The sequence below is a fragment of the Ramlibacter sp. WS9 genome, from assembly GCF_003797765.1.
Classification (GTDB): domain Bacteria; phylum Pseudomonadota; class Gammaproteobacteria; order Burkholderiales; family Burkholderiaceae_C; genus Ramlibacter.
The window spans coordinates 169,088-183,632 of sequence record NZ_RKMB01000013.1 but is presented as its reverse complement, the minus strand read 5'-3'; the positions used below and the strand labels follow the sequence as shown (position 1 = coordinate 183,632).

The 14,545-nt window shown below is 65.6% G+C and carries 18 protein-coding genes and 1 pseudogene; 10 read left to right on the top strand and 9 right to left on the bottom strand.

The annotated features are described in order from the left end of the window. From EEB15_RS19825 to EEB15_RS19815, 3 genes and pseudogenes are all read right to left on the bottom strand, one after another. Positions 1-1,021: pseudogene (locus tag EEB15_RS19825) on the bottom strand (hypothetical protein); the annotation flags it as partial. A 152-nt stretch (positions 1,022-1,173) separates the two neighbouring features. Continuing rightward, positions 1,174-1,956, bottom strand: a complete 783-nt coding sequence (locus EEB15_RS19820) for a dioxygenase (protein ID WP_141511607.1) — start codon at positions 1,954-1,956, stop codon at positions 1,174-1,176. A gap of 108 nt (positions 1,957-2,064) precedes the next feature. After that, the gene (locus tag EEB15_RS19815; RefSeq protein ID WP_141511606.1) at positions 2,065-3,327 is read right to left on the bottom strand and encodes a phosphatidylserine/phosphatidylglycerophosphate/cardiolipin synthase family protein; all 1,263 of its coding nucleotides are present in this window, start codon (positions 3,325-3,327) and stop codon (positions 2,065-2,067) included. 67 nt (positions 3,328-3,394) lie between these two features. On the opposite strand from EEB15_RS19815, the gene EEB15_RS19810 reads away from it, so the two are divergent. Continuing rightward, on the top strand, positions 3,395-4,657 hold the full coding sequence (locus EEB15_RS19810) for a retropepsin-like aspartic protease (RefSeq protein WP_141511605.1): 1,263 nt from the start codon (positions 3,395-3,397) through the stop codon (positions 4,655-4,657). A gap of 9 nt (positions 4,658-4,666) precedes the next feature. Here the strand turns inward: EEB15_RS19810 and EEB15_RS19805 are convergent, their stop codons facing one another. The 6 genes from EEB15_RS19805 to EEB15_RS19780 all read right to left on the bottom strand — a co-directional run bounded on the left by EEB15_RS19805 (position 4,667) and on the right by EEB15_RS19780 (position 8,603). Beyond that, positions 4,667-4,936, bottom strand: a complete 270-nt coding sequence (locus EEB15_RS19805) for a hypothetical protein (protein WP_141511604.1) — start codon at positions 4,934-4,936, stop codon at positions 4,667-4,669. Beyond that, positions 4,933-5,460 (bottom strand): RNA polymerase sigma factor, encoded by a 528-nt coding sequence (locus EEB15_RS19800; protein ID WP_141511603.1) that lies wholly within the window; start codon positions 5,458-5,460, stop codon positions 4,933-4,935. Before EEB15_RS19800 ends, EEB15_RS19805 begins: the two co-directional genes overlap by 4 nt. Then, entirely contained in the window at positions 5,457-5,672 is a 216-nt protein-coding gene (locus tag EEB15_RS19795; RefSeq protein ID WP_141511602.1) for a DUF2892 domain-containing protein, read from the bottom strand. The genes EEB15_RS19800 and EEB15_RS19795 overlap by 4 nt, the downstream gene beginning before the upstream one ends. A 90-nt stretch (positions 5,673-5,762) precedes the next feature. Then, positions 5,763-7,019: a serine hydrolase gene (locus EEB15_RS19790; RefSeq protein WP_141511601.1), complete on the bottom strand. Its 1,257-nt coding sequence runs from the start codon at positions 7,017-7,019 to the stop codon at positions 5,763-5,765. A 4-nt stretch (positions 7,020-7,023) separates the two neighbouring features. Beyond that, positions 7,024-8,151 (bottom strand): PHB depolymerase family esterase, encoded by a 1,128-nt coding sequence (locus tag EEB15_RS19785; RefSeq protein WP_141511600.1) that lies wholly within the window; start codon positions 8,149-8,151, stop codon positions 7,024-7,026. A 26-nt stretch (positions 8,152-8,177) separates the two neighbouring features. Beyond that, positions 8,178-8,603 (bottom strand): CopG family transcriptional regulator, encoded by a 426-nt coding sequence (locus tag EEB15_RS19780; protein WP_141511599.1) that lies wholly within the window; start codon positions 8,601-8,603, stop codon positions 8,178-8,180. A gap of 149 nt (positions 8,604-8,752) precedes the next feature. On the opposite strand from EEB15_RS19780, the gene EEB15_RS19775 reads away from it, so the two are divergent. From EEB15_RS19775 to EEB15_RS19735, 9 genes are all read left to right on the top strand, one after another. Then, positions 8,753-9,181 carry a DNA-binding transcriptional regulator gene (locus tag EEB15_RS19775; RefSeq protein ID WP_141511598.1) on the top strand — a complete coding sequence of 143 codons (429 nt, stop codon included), beginning with the start codon at positions 8,753-8,755 and terminating at the stop codon, positions 9,179-9,181. Between the two features lie 5 nt (positions 9,182-9,186). Further along, positions 9,187-9,789, top strand: coding sequence for a DUF2889 domain-containing protein (locus EEB15_RS19770; protein ID WP_141511597.1), 603 nt, complete (start codon positions 9,187-9,189; stop codon positions 9,787-9,789). Between the two features lie 28 nt (positions 9,790-9,817). Further along, positions 9,818-10,372 (top strand): SRPBCC domain-containing protein, encoded by a 555-nt coding sequence (locus tag EEB15_RS19765; protein ID WP_141511596.1) that lies wholly within the window; start codon positions 9,818-9,820, stop codon positions 10,370-10,372. Between the two features lie 2 nt (positions 10,373-10,374). Next, the gene (locus tag EEB15_RS19760) at positions 10,375-11,346 is read left to right on the top strand and encodes a tripartite tricarboxylate transporter substrate binding protein (RefSeq protein WP_141511595.1); all 972 of its coding nucleotides are present in this window, start codon (positions 10,375-10,377) and stop codon (positions 11,344-11,346) included. Between the two features lie 58 nt (positions 11,347-11,404). Continuing rightward, on the top strand, positions 11,405-11,737 hold the full coding sequence (locus EEB15_RS19755) for a hypothetical protein (protein WP_199236574.1): 333 nt from the start codon (positions 11,405-11,407) through the stop codon (positions 11,735-11,737). Positions 11,738-11,752: 15 nt separating this feature from the next. Further along, a complete protein-coding gene (locus tag EEB15_RS19750; protein ID WP_141511594.1) occupies positions 11,753-12,031 on the top strand; it encodes a plasmid stabilization protein in 279 nt (92 codons plus the stop codon). Further along, on the top strand, positions 12,028-12,741 hold the full coding sequence (locus EEB15_RS19745) for an aspartate/glutamate racemase family protein (protein ID WP_141511593.1): 714 nt from the start codon (positions 12,028-12,030) through the stop codon (positions 12,739-12,741). The genes EEB15_RS19750 and EEB15_RS19745 overlap by 4 nt, the downstream gene beginning before the upstream one ends. Before the next feature lie 125 nt (positions 12,742-12,866). Beyond that, on the top strand, positions 12,867-13,511 hold the full coding sequence (locus EEB15_RS19740) for a glutathione S-transferase family protein (protein WP_141511592.1): 645 nt from the start codon (positions 12,867-12,869) through the stop codon (positions 13,509-13,511). Positions 13,512-13,625: 114 nt separating this feature from the next. Next, the gene (locus EEB15_RS19735) at positions 13,626-14,492 is read left to right on the top strand and encodes a lytic transglycosylase domain-containing protein (RefSeq protein ID WP_141511591.1); all 867 of its coding nucleotides are present in this window, start codon (positions 13,626-13,628) and stop codon (positions 14,490-14,492) included. Positions 14,493-14,545: the final 53 nt, after the last annotated feature.

Genomic DNA, 14,545 nt, shown 5'->3' with positions numbered 1-14,545 from the left:
CGCCGGTGGCCGGGTTGTACGAGCCGGTGATGTTGGCGGTGTCGACGAACGCGAGCAAGTCGCCCACCTGGAAGCCCACGGAGATGCTGATGGTGGCGCCCGCCAGGGTGGGGGTATCCAGGTCCGTCACGGTGAGCGCGCCGTCCACAACCGCCGTGGCACCGCCTTCGGTGTACGCAGCGGTGCCCGCCGTGGTCTTGATGACGGGCGCGACGGCGAACATGATGGTGCCGGTGACCGCGGTACTCCACGCGCCGGAGAAGTCCCTGACCGAGAAGCTGACGGTTCGGTCGGCAACGTCGGTGCTGGTGGGATTGGTGTTGGAATAGGTGACGGACCTCAAGGCCGCCTGGTACGCACTTACGCTCGCCGTGCCGGTGAGCGTAAGTGTTCCGGTCGCCGCGTTGAAGCTGCCGGTGATGCCGTTCTGGGCAACAAGGCTCAACACGTCCTGGCCCAGCACATAGTGCCCGGTGATGCGCACGCTGGCACCGGCCATGCTTGCGCTGTCCGGATCGGCTACCGTGAGATCGGCATCGATCACTTGCTTCAGGCCCTGCGCGGCCCCGGTGTAGAGCATCGTGTCCAGCCCGGCGATGACGGGCTTGTCGTTGCTGGCCGTGACGTTGACGCTCGCCGAAGAGAACAGAAAGTTCAGCGGGTTGGCGAATGTGCCGTCATCGACTTCGAAACGCACGGTGCGGCTGCCGGTGACGGGCGCGTCGCTGGAGTTGGAGTATTTGACCGAGCGCAATGCCGTCTGGTACTGCGCAAGGGTGGCCGTGCCGCTCAGGGTGAGCACGCCGGTGCCCGCGTTGAAGCTGCCGGTGATGCCAAATTGCGAGGTGAAACTCAGGACGTCCTGGCCGGCCTGGAAGCCGCCGGAGATGGTCACCTTCGCCCCGTAGAGGCTGGGGTTGTCGTCAATGATGATCAGGGAGGGAGAGAGCGCGACTGCCGCGGCATTCTCGGCGTATGCCACTGAAGACGCGGCAATGACTGTGGCTGGAAAATTCGCCATGCTAAACCTCATGGGGTGATCAATCGTAACCAGTATACGGTTGAGCTTTGAGGCAGCAAGGTGGGAAACACCCCTTGCAGCGAGGCGTGGACCCGGACCGAGTCCGGCATGACGCGCTACTTGTCATTGCGGGCTCCGACCCGCAATCCACGTCACGCCCCGAACTGGTACGCGTCCATCGCGATCACGCCATACGTCATCCCGCCATCGATCACGCGCACCGGCGCATCCGGCTGCGCCGCGCCGAAGGCGAAGGGCAGCGGCAGGTAGTGGTCCGGCGTGGGGTGCGCGCGCTGCGCGTGCGGCGCCACGGCGAGGTAGTTGACCAATGCGGCTTCGTCATGGCCGCGCACGGCGTCCCGCGCCCAATCCACGAATTCGACGGCGTACGACGCACTGACCGCGTCGAGCTCCTGGCGGAACTCGTACAGGTTGTGAGTGATGCTGCCCGAGCCCAATAGCAGGACACCCTCGTCCGCGAGCGGCGCCAGCGCGCGGCCGAGGCGCACCGCGCCGGCGGCGTCCAGGTCGCGCGGCATCGACACTTGCAGCACCGGCACGTTCGCGTCGGGGAAGAGGTGGCGCACGGGCACCCAGGCGCCGTGGTCGAGACCGCGGCGGTCATCGGCGGTGGCGTTCCATCCCGCGGCGTTGAGCAGTTCCAGCGCCCGCGCGGCGACTTCCGGGCTGCCCGGGGCTGGGTACTGGATGCGGTACAGCTCGGCAGGGAAGCCGCCGAAGTCGTGGATGGTTTCGGGCGCGGCCGCGGTGGCCACGCGCACGTTCGGCGTGATCCAATGCGGCGACAGCACCACCACGGCCTTGGGCGCGGGCAGTTCGCGCCCGAGCTGGTTCAGCAAAGGGCCGGCCTTTGCGGGCTCGATGGCGAAGGTGGGCGCGCCGTGGGAGATGAAGAGCGAAGGCATGCGGTTCATGGCGGTTGTCCTTTCAATGAATTCATTGTGGGACCGCACCGCCGGTGCATCGACAGGCCGGATTCGCACGCAACGTTCCAATCGTTTGAACGATCGACGGGTTGCCGCTCAAAGGAATTCGTTGATCACGTACACCGCGTTGTCCTTGAACTTGTGCCACACGCCCCGATGGCGCCAGGGTTCGAGCTGAATTTCCTCCGCGCGCTTCACGTACCGTTCGAACACGGCGTCCAGCCGTTGCGCCAGGGCAGCGTCCTTGACGGCGAGGGTGATCTCGTCGTTGGTCTCGAACGAACGGTCGTCGAAGTTGCTGGACCCGATGGCGCTCCATACGTGGTCGATCGTCATGATCTTCTGGTGCAGCAACGTGTGCGGGTATTCGAAGAGGCGCACGCCGTTTTCCAGCAGCTTCTCGAAGTTGCGGTGGCCTGCATGCTGCACCATCGGGTTGTCCGAGCCCTGGGTCGAGGGCATCAACACGCGCACGTCGACGCCCCGTTTCACTGCTTCGCCGAAGGCGTCGATGGCCTCGGGCTCGGGGATGAAATAGGGGTTCTGGATCCAGATGCGCTTGCGTGCGAGGCAGATGGCGGTGTGGTGCAGGATCTTCACGGCCGGGGCCGAGCCGTGCGGCTTGAGGAAGACAGCATGGATCACCGAGTCGCCCGCCGGCTTCAGATCCGGGAAGACGTCTTCGCCCAGGAACAGCTCGCCCGTCTCGCCGACCCAGTTTTCGCTGAAGGCCGACTGCACGCTGTGCACGATCGGCCCACGCAGGCGGACGCTGACGTCGGAAAAGTGCTTGCCGTCCTCGGCATCGCCAAGCCAGTCATCGACGATGCAATGGCCGCCGACGTACGCTTCCCGGCCATCGACGATGACCATCTTGCGGTGGTCGCGGTCGTTCAGAACACCCAGGTTGCGCAGGCCCCGCTTGTGAAAGAACTTGACCGAGCAGCCGGCGTCGCGCATCTGTTTGACCACCTCTTTGCCTGCCCCCTGCGAGCCGTTGGCGTCCAGCATCACGCGCACCTGTTTTCCGCTGCGTGCCTGCGCCGACAGCGCGTCGGCCACGCGCCGTCCGAGCGAACCGTCTTTCCACAGGAACGTCTCGAAGTGGACGGTGCGCTGCGCGCCTTGGATGCCTTCGACCAGCACGTCGAAGAACGCGCCGTTTTCGAACACCTCGACCGAATTGCCGCCCACCGCCGTTCCTAGGGTGAGGCCCGACAGGGACGGGGTCAACTCATCGATGGGAAAGTCGCACTCCACCTTCAGGTTGGGCGCGCGGTGCCGCTTCATCGACCAGATGAAGAGCACCAGGAACACCACTAGGCCCAAGGCCAGCCAGGCCCAGATCGATATGTCCATGGGCCTAGTTTGGCTGAAAGTGCCCGCGGTCGGGGGATAATAAAATTGGGTTAAAGAGGCGGGGTAAATGACACATCAACAAGAGCCGGACGGCCGCATCGAGCCGACCTTGGATGGCGGCGGCCGTCTTGACTACATCAGTTTCTTACGGGGACCAAAGCAACTGGCGGCCGGCGTGTACCTGCGCGCCTCGACCTGGGGGCTGGTCACCGCATATGTGGGCTTCAACCTGTTCGTGGCTCTGTCGAACCGGCGCAGCTTTCCGGAATTGGTGGGGGCGGCCCTGGGCTCGCTCTTGGTCTTAATGATCCCGGTGTGGATTTCCGGTTGGTGGGACGAGAACAAGACCCAGCGCACCCGGTACAAGGTGGCGGCATGCGCCGCCAGCGTGCTCCTGGTGGTGCAGGCGGGTGCATTCCTGAGCCTGCGCGGTACGTTGCAGCAGGTCTTGGGAAAGAACACCGTCCTTAGTTCGGAAGAGCTCGCGCAGCGTGCGTTGCGTTGCCAGCAGAGCGGCGATCTGGCGTGCGCCGAGGCGAGTTGGACCGATTTCCTCAAGCTGCACCCCGACGATGGCCGGGCCCTCACCACGCTGGGCGTGGTCAAGAGCAAGCGTGACGACCACACCGGGGCAATCCAGCAATTCGAAAAGGCAATCGCCACGGGGTCTGGCGCCTACGATCTCTTTGCCTACTACGCCGTCAGCCTGGCAAGCGTGGGCAGGACCGATGAGGCGATCGAGTGGAACTATGCGGCGCTGGCCGCGGTGCCGAAACTCGTGGACGTGCGCGGCGCGCTGGCGCGGTTGTTGGTGAGCAAGTCCAGGCCCTACGAAGCGTTGGCGTTACTCCAGGCGTTCGACTCGCGCCTGGAGGCAACGGGCGGCTCGGCCTACTTCACCGCGCAGCGCACCGCCATCGAAAAGGGGATCACCGAGGTGGGCGCTGCTAAGGACCCCTTGCGCCTTGCCGCGTACGGCGGCCACTTCTTCGCGCCGGTGTCGGTCGGGCCGGCGCGGCCGGCGGCTTTCATGGTAGACACCGGTGCGACGCTCACGGCGCTCAGCCAGGAGATGCTGCGGGCGTCGAATGTCGAATACCGATTGCTGGACTCCGATGCGCGAATGATCACGGCCGATGGCCGGCGGGTGCCGGCGCAGGTTGTGATGCTGGATGCGATCCGCGTCGGCCCACACGAGCTGCGCAACGTCAAGGCGCTGGTTTGCAAGGAATGCGCACCGTTGCTGGGGGCGTCCGCGCTCTCACGCTTCGACATGCAGTCCAGCAAGGTGCGAGGGCTGGAATTTCTTTCTCTGGCGCCTCGAGGCTGAGGCTGGTGGCTAGCGCATCGCCCGCCAGCGCTGGCTTGCCGTTTCCACCAACCCAATCGTCCAGCAGATCGGGCAGCCGCGCATGGCTACGAGCGACAGAGCGCCGGAGAACAATGCCCACCACGGGTGCTGGTGTTGCTGGCTGATGGCGATGTAGAGCAACGCGAACGCCACGGCGCCGCGGACCAAGTGGCCGGTGAACGTGTTGCTGGCGAAGAGGCCGGTTGCGCTGCGGCCCACTGGATTCCGGATCGAGCTCGGCGTGGTGGGCTCGGTCATGCGACCTCCGGCCGAAGGTATTCGCGCACCAGCGCCCGCGCGCGATGGAGGCGGCTCTTGACGGCTTCGCGGGTGACGGCCAATCGTGTCGCCACCTCGGTGATGGTCAGCTGCTCCATGTCGCGCAGCAGGATCACTTCGCGGTAGATTTCCGGCAGCGATTCCAGTGCCCGGACCAGGTCGATGCGCAGCTCGTCCTGCGGCCGGCGCGCGAAATACTCGGCCTCGTGGCGGTCCGTCAGTTCCTCGGTGCCGCGCATCACCCCGAGCGCCGGCAGCATGCACAGGCGGGCGACGACGCGGAACACCCAGGCGGCCAGGGCCGCTGCATCGCGCACGTTGCCGACGCGGCGGTAGACGACGATCAGCGCTTCCTGCACCACGTCCTCGATCGCCGAGCTGCGATGGCACTGGTGCCGCGCATAACGGCGGATGTCCGGCTGCAGCTCGCGCAGCAGCCGCTCCAGGGCCACAGGCTCGCCGGCTTGCGCGGCGGCGAAGACCGCGCGGTCGGGAGCGATCATCCGCGCGGGCCTTCCACGGGCTTGCGGCCCACCATGGCGCAGGCCGGACAGAAGCCGACCAGGCCGGTGGCGGCCGAGACCACGCCGGCGCACGCCAGCAGCAGGCCCAGCGGCGTCACGCCCAGCAGTGCGAGGGAGCAGGCCACCATGGAGCCTCCGGCCACCAGGCGCAGCATGCGTTCCTTGGGCCCGACGTTTTTGCGATAGAACATTGTTTCACCTTGGCTGCCATCAAAACGTGGCATCGAAGCAAGGAGGGGCCGGCCGTGCGAAAGGATTCAAGGCCCGCGGAAAATAATTGGCTAGCGGTACAGGTCGGTCTTGCCGCCCAGGGCCTTGAGGATGGCACCGGTGAAATAATTTCGCTCCACGAAAATCTCGGGCGGCACGTCGGGGGCTTTCAGGACCGAAGCGATGACGATCACCACCTTGGATTCCGGCTGCACGATCAGCTCCTGCCCGAACAGCCCGCGCGCCTGGAAAGTCCGTGTCTTGTACGGGTACAGCCAGGTCTGGTACCCGTAGCCGAAGAATTGGCTGGCCTTGCGAGGGCGCAGGTAGTCCGGTTGCCGTTCAGCGTCGGTCGCATCCAGAAGAAAGTCGCGCGGAACCAGCTCGCGGCCATTCCACATGCCGTCGTTGGCCAGCAGCATGCCCAGGCGGCCATAGTCTCGCAGGCGGGCATTGAGGCAGCAGTTGCCTGCCTCGAGGCCCGATGCGTCGATGAGCCAGGTGGCATCGGCTTCGGCGCCCATCGGCTGCCAGAGCTTCTCAGCCAGATAGGTGCCGAGATCCTGCTTGATGGCGGCGCGCAGCACGACGCCCAGTGCGAAGGTTTCCGCAGAGTTGTAGTTGAAGCGCGTGCCTTGCGGGTGATCGCTGTCCTTGACCCATGACACGGCACTGGCGCCGCCGCGCCCGCGCCGGAAGAACGATTCCACCGCGAGCCGCGCTCCGTCGCTGGCCAGGCCCGGCCCGACCTTGTCGCTCCATTTCACGCCGGACGACATGCGCAGCAGGTTGCGGATCGTCACCGGGCCCCAGGCTGATCCCTTCAGCTCCGATGCATATTTTTCTGCCGGGTCGTCCAAGGATGCGATCAGTCCATCGCGCAGCGCGATGCCGGCCAGGAGGCCGGTAACGGTCTTGGCCATCGAGAACGATGCCAGCCGCATTTCCGGGCGCCGCTCGTACTGGTAGCGCTCCAGCACGACCTTCCCGTCCTTGATGACGAGCAGCCCGGTCACACGCTGGCGGGCAAAGAAGTCGTCGACGGTGTAATTCTTGCCTTCGAAAGGATAGGTCAAGGCGGGCAGCGGGTCCCCCGCGGGGAGGTCGGACGGGACGGGCGGCGCCTTCACCGTGCGCGGCCAGAACGCCTTGTCCATGTGGCTGAAGGTGCCGACCTTGAACTCCTCCTTGAACATGCTGAAGGCCGGTCCGGCGGACTGCGCCGGGTAGCCCTGCGACTTGCCCAGGACGTCTTCGTCAGGAGCTGCCGCTGCGAGGCTCGCAACGAGCGCCAGGCCCGCTAGCGGGATGAATTTGCGTCGGTTCATCCACTCAATGTACTGGCTCGCGGACGTGTTCCATGAAGAACCGCACCATCTCCGCGCTCGCATTCGGGCCCCGAGGGTCGGTGTAGGAACCGGCAGAGTTGCCGCCCGACCAGGCGTGCGGCGAGCCGTGCACGACCCAGTGCTCCGCTGTCACCGGCCCGCCGTCCGCGCGGTGGAGCTCGCGGGTGTAGCGCAGCCCGCCGGCCGCCACGCCGGTTTGCGTTTCGACCTGCGCGCTCGCGTGCACGCTGGCGGCGATCACGTGGCGCCCGTTGGCAGGGTCGACAGTGGCATCCGTGTCACCGTGGAAGACGATGGTGGGGACGCCGTTCCTGGTGGCGGGCACGATCTGCGGCGCCTTCTTCATCGCGCCGAATGCCGATGCCACGTCCTTGGCCGCGCCGGTCGGCAGGCCGGAGTGCACGCCGACGGCGGCAAACAAGTCCGGGTAGGCGTCGCCCAGGATCGCCGCCATCGCGCCGCCCGCCGACAGCCCGGCCGCATAGACGCGTGCAGGGTCGATCGCGTGCTGCGCCATCACCTGGCGCGTCATTCCGGCGATCAGCGCCGGCTCGCCGCGGTCGCGCGCCTGGTGGTTGTGCTTGAACCAGTTCCAGCAGCGGTTGGGATTGAACCGCGGCGATTGCTCAGGGTACAGAACGAGGAAGCCGTGCATACGCGCCAGGTCGTTCATGGCGGTGCCGGCCGCGAAGTCGTCGGCGTCCTGTGTACAGCCGTGGAGCATCACGATGAGGGGCAACGTGCGCGTGCCATCGTGCGGCGGGATATAGAGCTTGTATTCGCGCTGGCCACCGGCGCCGATGTAGCGGCCGGCAATGAACTGCTCGTCCGGCAGCGAAAGCGCGTCCGTCTCGGGGCGCGGTTCGGGCGACGGCGCTTCGTGCATCGGCGGCGGTTCGTATACCGGTGGTTCGACGACCGCCGGTTCGATCACACGCGCGGCGACGTCGATCACATCGGCATGTGGATGAACTTGAGCGCTGGAGGCGGGCGGAGGCGATTCGGGCTTGCCCGCCAGCGCCTGCTGGATCGCCGCGGTGGCGGCCTTGAGGTCGCCGCGCCCGACGAGGCGGGTCGCGCTGCGCATCAGGCGCTGGAAGAATGGGTTCATGGGAGCTGCTTTGGTAGGGGTGCCGTTCAGCCGATGCGCTTGGACAGCGCGGCCTTGACGGCGGCGCTGGCGTGCAGGGTGCCGAGCACGGTGATGGATTCGATGGTGGCCAGCGCAAGCGCCGGGGTGACGTCGGGTGCGATGGACGCAAGGCCCAGCACGCGCACATCGAGTCTCTGGCCCGCTTTTTGCACTGCTTGCAGGTCTGCCTTGCTGAAGTGCTGGATGCCCAGCGTGAGCGTCTTGCGAGACACGGCCGCGCGCACCGCGTCTCCGTGCGACATCAGCTGGTTGCGGATGGCGGTGCGGATGAGGTCGGTGCGGTTGGCATAGAAGCCTTCCTGCACCAGCAAGTCGATCTGCCCCAGGTCCACGCACCCCAGGTTGATCGTGATTTTTTCGTCGGCAGGTTTGGCGCTGGCGACCAGGGATTTGCTGCTGGCTCTTGGCATGGCACCATCTTAGCACCATCCAAGTGGATGGTGGAAAATGCGGCTGGAGCAACAAGGCTAAGATGGAGGCTCAGGAGTTCACCAACGCCGAAGCCGCAAAGACCCAGCGCAGAAACCGGGCCGCGGCACAAAGCCCAATACATACTTCCATGGCAAATATCGGAACGATTCTCAAAAGTGAAATTTCGCGGGTCGCGCGCAAAGAAGTTCGCGGTGAAACGCAAGCGCTCAAAAAGTCGGTATCCCAGTACCGCAGCCAGATCGCCGACCTGAAGCGGCGCATGCAGGCGCTCGAGCAGCAGGTCAAGCGGCTCGGCAAGGTCGCCTCCAAGGCAGCGCCCGCGCAAGCCGAGGAAGAAGGGGCCGGCAACCTGCGCTTCAGCGCCAAGGGCCTGGCCGCGCAGCGGCGCCGCCTGGGCCTGTCGGCGGCGTCGGTGGCCAAGCTGCTCGGCGTGTCGACGTTGTCCGTCTACAAATGGGAAGGCGGCAAGACCCGGCCGCGCGCCAAGCAGATCGAAGCCATCGCCACGCTGCGCGGCATGGGCAAGCGCGAGGTCGCGCAGCGTCTGCAAGAGTAAGGGCGATGGCTCTCCCAACGCCCCAGGCCCGCACGCACATCCATACGCGCGCTGTCGTCTACCGCGGGTACCACCGCGAAGACGGCCTCTGGGACATCGAAGCCGAGCTGTCCGACACGAAGACCTTTTCGATCGAGCGTTCCGAGCGCGGCCTGATGCCGCCGGGCACGCCGATCCACGGCATGTCGATCCGCGTCACGGTCGACGACTCGATGACCATTCGCGAGATCGCCAGTTCGCAGGAGCACACGCCTTTCGACGAGTGCCAGCAGGGCAACCCGCCGATGCAGGCCATGGTGGGCGTGAAGCTCGGCCCCGGCTGGCGCGTGGCGATCGAGCGCGCCCTCGGCGGCGTGCGTGGCTGCACGCACCTGCGCGAGCTGCTGTTCAACATGGCGACCGCGGCCTACCAGACCATCCCGTCCTACCAGCAGCGGCTGCGCAGGCAGGCCGGGCTGCCTGCGCGCGAGAGCAATGAGCCGCCGTACCACCTGGGCAAATGCATCGCCTGGGGCTTCGACGGGCCGGTGGTGGCACGCCACCACCCGGAGTTCGCCGGCTGGCAGCCGATGAGGCGCAAGGTCGACGATCCGCCCAAAAAGGAATAGATTCTCCCCGTCACCAACGGAGGGATTCGTGAAGAGACTGCTGCTGCTGCTTGCCTGCTTCTGCCTGCCCATGAACTTCGCCTTCGCCGCCGAACGCGCCATCGACCAGGAAGTGGTCGTGGCCGCGAAGGTCGATGCGGTGTACCGGGCCTGGACGACGACCGAAGGTATCAAGACCTTCTTTGCACCCGACGCGAAAGTCGAACTCGCGGTCGACGGGCCCTTCGAGGTCTACATCAACCCGTACGCGCCGCCCGGCATGAAGGGCGCCGACAACATGCGAGTGATCGGCTTTCAGCAGGACCGCCTGCTGTCGTTCACGTGGAACGCACCGCCCAGCCTGCCCGAGGCGCGCAAGCAGCGCACGGTGGTGATCCTGCGGTTCCAGGCCGAAGCCGATGGCAAGACCCGAGTGCACCTGCACCACGTGGGCTGGGGCGACGGCGGTGAATGGGACAAGGCATACGACTACTTCTCGGCGGCCTGGCCGCGCGTCCTGGCCAATCTGCAAAAGCGCTTCGCCGAAGGTCCGATTGACTGGGCTCCCTGGCTCGAGCAGATGAAAAAGATGTCCGGAGGCTAGAAATGACCCACCCCCGAAGCGTGGTCGTTGGTGTGCTGCTGGGCACGGCATTCAACTTAACCGCGATGGCCCAGACCGCGCCATGGCCCACCAAGCCGGTGAAGATCGTCGTCACCTTCCCGCCGGGTGGGGCGCCCGACACGCTGGCGCGTGTGCTGGCCGACAAGTGGGGCCAGTCGTCGGGCCAGACCGTCACCGTGGACAACAAGCCCGGCGCGGGCGGCAATATCGGTGCCGATTTCGTGGCCAAGAGCCCGCCCGACGGCACCACGCTGGTCGTCGGCACCGTGGGCACGCATGCCATCAACGCGGCCCTGTACGACAAGATGCCGTACAACCACACCAAGGACTTCACGCCCATCAGCTTCCTGGCGTCGACGCCCAACCTGCTGGTGGTCAACAACAGCGTGCCCGCCAAGACCGTCAAGGAGTTGATTGACCTGGCAAAGAAGTCGCCGCTGTCGTTTGGTTCCTCGGGCAGCGGCACCTCCATCCACCTGTCCGGCGAGCTCTTCAACACCATGGCGGGCGTCAAGATGCAGCACATCCCCTACAAGGGACGCGCGCAGGCCGTGCCGGACCTGTTGGGCGGGCGCATCAGCATGATCTTCGACAACATGCCGTCGGCATTGCCGCTGGTCAAGGCGGGCGAGGTGAGGGCGATCGCCGTGACCAGCGCGGCGCGCTCGCCGGCAGCGCCGAACATCCCCACCATCGCCGAGTCCGGCCTGCCGGGCTTCGAAGCAACGTCGTGGTTTGCGCTGTACGCTCCCGCGGGCCTGCCCAAGGATGTGCAAGCGCGCATCAACGCGGAAACCCTGCGTGTCATGGCGCTGCCCGACGTGAAGGAAAAGCTGGCCGGGCTGGGGCTGGAGATCGCGACGGGCACGCCCGAAGCGCTCGCGACGTTCCAGCAAGCCGAAACCGCGAAGTGGGCGAAGGTGGTGAAGGAATCGGGCGCGAAGCCGGATTGAATGGTGCGGATTGAATCGTGCGATTGACAGTACTATTCAAAGTGCTGACAATCGAGCGATGCCAGCACTGACCGCCAATGATCTCAAAACCAGGGGTGTAGCCGCCATCGAGGAATCGCTGGCGCACCAGCCCGAGGCCGTGATTTCCGTGCGCGGCAAGGACCGTTTCGTGGTGATGGAAATGGCGCAGTACGACTATTTGCGTGAATGCGAGCTGGATGCTGCGCTGGCGCAGAGCCACGCCGACATGGCGGCGGGCCGCTACGTATCGGAATCGGCGCAGGCGCACGCGGCACGGCTTGACGCGCTGCTGGCAGGCGACAGCGCGCCGGCAGGGCCGCCCGCGAAAAGGCCTTCTGCCAAGAAGCCTGTCCGGCGCGCGTCGCGCTGAGGCCGGTTCGGCCGCATGCCCTACCAGCTTGTCTTCACCGAAACGTATTTGAAGCTTGCCTTGCGCTTCCTCAAGCGCCATCCTGCGTTGAGGCCGCAATACGCGAAAGCGCTTGCGCTGCTAGAGGTCAACCCGCACCATCCATCGCTGCGTTTGCAAGCGCTGTCCGGGAAGCACCTGGGGCTGCATTCGGTATCCATCAACCTGTCTTACCGGATCACTGTCGAGTTCGTGATTCGCGATCGGCAGATCATCCCCATCAACGTAGGCGACCACGACGCGGTGTACTCATGAAATCAAAGGCGCGGCATATCGGTATCGTGGCCTGCTCGGCCGAGGGCGCGTCGCTCTGCTACCGCACGATCTGCACCGAGGGCGCGGCCTTGCTCGGGCCTCATGCGCATCCTGAAATCTCCATGCACACGCCGTCGCTGGCGGACTACATGGAATGCATCTATCGCGACGACTGGCTTGGCGTGGGCGAGATCATGCTGGCGTCGGCCGCCAAGCTCGCGCAGGCGGGCGCGGATTTCCTCATCTGCCCCGACAACACGATTCACCAGGCGCTTCCGTTCGTGCAGGAGCGATCGCCGTTGCCCTGGCTTCACATCGCGCAAGTGGTGGCGCAAGAGGCGAAGGGGCGAGGCTTTCGCCGAATCGGCATCACCGGGACGAAGTGGCTGGTGGAAAGCGATGTCTATCCAGAGCAGCTGGCCGCGGCCGGGCTGGAGTTCGTTCGGCCCACGCCGGAAGAGCGAGAGGCGATCAATCGTTTCATCATGGACGAACTGGTGGCCGGCGTGCGCACGCCCGAAGCGGTGGCGTATTTCCAGGAGGTGATGACGCGCATGGAGCAGCAGGGCTGCGACGCGGTGGTGCTGGGCTGCACCGAGATTCCTCTGATCATGAACGATGACAACTCGCCGCTGCCGACGCTCGATTCGACACGGCTGCTCGCGCGAGCGGCCTTGCAGCGGGCCGTGGAAGCGTCATTGCGGGCTTGACTCGCAATCCATCACATCCTGGGGCCGGCCGGATGACGGCCGATGACACGCGGCACCTGTCGCCACCGTGCCATTGCATCCCGCGGCCAACGCCTAAAGTAGCGCGATTCAAGACGGAGACACGCATGCTCACCCTTCACGGCTCACCCATTTCCAACTACTACAACAAGGTCAAGCTCGCCTTGCTTGAAAAGGGCGTTCCCTTCACGGAAGCGTACGCGGCAACGCACAGCTCCGACGAGGCGATTCTCGGCGCCTCGCCGCTGGGCAAGATCCCGTTCATCACCAGCGAAGAGGGCGCGTTGTGCGAGAGCCAGCCGATCATGGAATGGCTGGAAGCGAAGTGGCCGCAGCCGCCGCTGATGCCCGCCGACGCCTTTGCCGCTGCCAAGGTGCGCGAGCTCACCATCTTCATCGACTGGCACCTGGAGATCGTGGCCCGCCAGCTGTATGGCTCGGCATTCTTCGGGGCACCGGCGTTGAGCGAAAGCAACCTCGCGCGCATACGCAAGCAACTGCAAACCAACATCGCCGCGTTCAAGCGGCTTGCCAAGTTCTCGCCCTTCGTGGCGGGTGACACCTTCACGCAGGCCGACTGCGCCGCTTTCAACAACCTGCCGCTGGTGGCGATGGCCAGCAAGGCGGCGTTCGGAGAAGATTTGCTGCAAGCCGGCGGCGTCGACCACAAGGCTTACGCCCGCTTCATCGCGGAGCGTCCCTCGGCGCAGAGGGTGGTGGCCGATCGCAAGGCCGTGCAAACAAAGCCGTAGCCGTCTCTTGCAGGAATAGTTGGCAAAAACCCGCTCATCAATAGATTCAATTGAAACATCGGTGAACTTCGTCTTGTAGGCGCTCTCCCTTCTTTCTTGTAAGAAAGGGACTACATGAAGTTTGCGCACTTGCCCATCTATTGCGCCGTCGGCGGGTTCTGTACGGTTGGGCTGGTTTGCCTGGTGGCGCGCGATCTTCGAGGTCCGCGGCCCGTGGGGCCGAAACTCATCGAGCCTGCGGCCGTCATGGCGCAGGCAGAGCAGCGGCCGGCAATGATGAAGAGCCGGATGCTGCCCATCATGGCCGAGATTGCTTCCGTGCCCACGCCTGCGCCGGTGCTCGCCCGTTCATCCGTGGACGGGCATTACGAGCAGTTGCGCATCAACGTGCGTTGGGTGCAAACCCGGCTCGGCACCGGCCAGTTCGCGACGCCTGACTATCACTCCCGCCTCCTGCTCGCCAAATCCGCCGCGCATCGCGCAGGGCTGGCCGAAGTGGGCCTTGGCTACCACGACGTGTACGGCATCATCACCGCGGAAACGTCGTGGGTGCCGCGGCTGGGCCAGAGCAAGAACGGCACGCCGAACCTGGGCATCGCGCAGTTCGAACCGGCCACCGCGAGGCTGCTGGGCCTGCGCAACCCGAACGACCTGGTCGAGTCGATCCACGTCGCCGCCGTCCACATGAAGGAAGCCGCACTCTGGAGCGCCTCCCGGATCGAGGGGCTGCGGCTCTCCCCCGGCGAGCGCGCCGCCAAGCTGCGCGAGGGCGTTTCGATCTACTACAACCTTTCCAGCCGCGGCCGCGCGGTGTGGAACGGCCGCAATACCGCGCGCCTGCCCATCGAAACGCAGCGCCATATCGCCAATGCCCGCATTGGCGCCCGCGAAGCGGCGCTGCTCGATGGCCAGTTGCGGGCGATGAGATACGGGCAGGGCAGGCCGGTGATGACGGCCAGCGCACTGCGCACCGGCGGATGACTCGCGCGCAAGCCTGACGCCGGCGCAGGCGATGCGCCTACGGTTGAGTTTGC

What these genes read in the sequence shown, in the direction of transcription:
- EEB15_RS19820 (WP_141511607.1), bottom strand. Translation starts at nt 1,956, where the DNA reads ATGAACCGCATGCCTTCGCTCTTCATCTCCCACGGCGCGCCCACCTTC.
- EEB15_RS19815 (WP_141511606.1), bottom strand. Translation starts at nt 3,327, where the DNA reads ATGGACATATCGATCTGGGCCTGGCTGGCCTTGGGCCTAGTGGTGTTC.
- EEB15_RS19810 (WP_141511605.1), top strand. Translation starts at nt 3,395, where the DNA reads ATGACACATCAACAAGAGCCGGACGGCCGCATCGAGCCGACCTTGGAT.
- EEB15_RS19805 (WP_141511604.1), bottom strand. Translation starts at nt 4,936, where the DNA reads ATGACCGAGCCCACCACGCCGAGCTCGATCCGGAATCCAGTGGGCCGC.
- EEB15_RS19800 (WP_141511603.1), bottom strand. Translation starts at nt 5,460, where the DNA reads ATGATCGCTCCCGACCGCGCGGTCTTCGCCGCCGCGCAAGCCGGCGAG.
- EEB15_RS19795 (WP_141511602.1), bottom strand. Translation starts at nt 5,672, where the DNA reads ATGTTCTATCGCAAAAACGTCGGGCCCAAGGAACGCATGCTGCGCCTG.
- EEB15_RS19790 (WP_141511601.1), bottom strand. Translation starts at nt 7,019, where the DNA reads ATGAACCGACGCAAATTCATCCCGCTAGCGGGCCTGGCGCTCGTTGCG.
- EEB15_RS19785 (WP_141511600.1), bottom strand. Translation starts at nt 8,151, where the DNA reads ATGAACCCATTCTTCCAGCGCCTGATGCGCAGCGCGACCCGCCTCGTC.
- EEB15_RS19780 (WP_141511599.1), bottom strand. Translation starts at nt 8,603, where the DNA reads ATGCCAAGAGCCAGCAGCAAATCCCTGGTCGCCAGCGCCAAACCTGCC.
- EEB15_RS19775 (WP_141511598.1), top strand. Translation starts at nt 8,753, where the DNA reads ATGGCAAATATCGGAACGATTCTCAAAAGTGAAATTTCGCGGGTCGCG.
- EEB15_RS19770 (WP_141511597.1), top strand. Translation starts at nt 9,187, where the DNA reads ATGGCTCTCCCAACGCCCCAGGCCCGCACGCACATCCATACGCGCGCT.
- EEB15_RS19760 (WP_141511595.1), top strand. Translation starts at nt 10,375, where the DNA reads ATGACCCACCCCCGAAGCGTGGTCGTTGGTGTGCTGCTGGGCACGGCA.
- EEB15_RS19755 (WP_199236574.1), top strand. Translation starts at nt 11,405, where the DNA reads ATGCCAGCACTGACCGCCAATGATCTCAAAACCAGGGGTGTAGCCGCC.
- EEB15_RS19750 (WP_141511594.1), top strand. Translation starts at nt 11,753, where the DNA reads ATGCCCTACCAGCTTGTCTTCACCGAAACGTATTTGAAGCTTGCCTTG.
- EEB15_RS19745 (WP_141511593.1), top strand. Translation starts at nt 12,028, where the DNA reads ATGAAATCAAAGGCGCGGCATATCGGTATCGTGGCCTGCTCGGCCGAG.
- EEB15_RS19740 (WP_141511592.1), top strand. Translation starts at nt 12,867, where the DNA reads ATGCTCACCCTTCACGGCTCACCCATTTCCAACTACTACAACAAGGTC.
- EEB15_RS19735 (WP_141511591.1), top strand. Translation starts at nt 13,626, where the DNA reads ATGAAGTTTGCGCACTTGCCCATCTATTGCGCCGTCGGCGGGTTCTGT.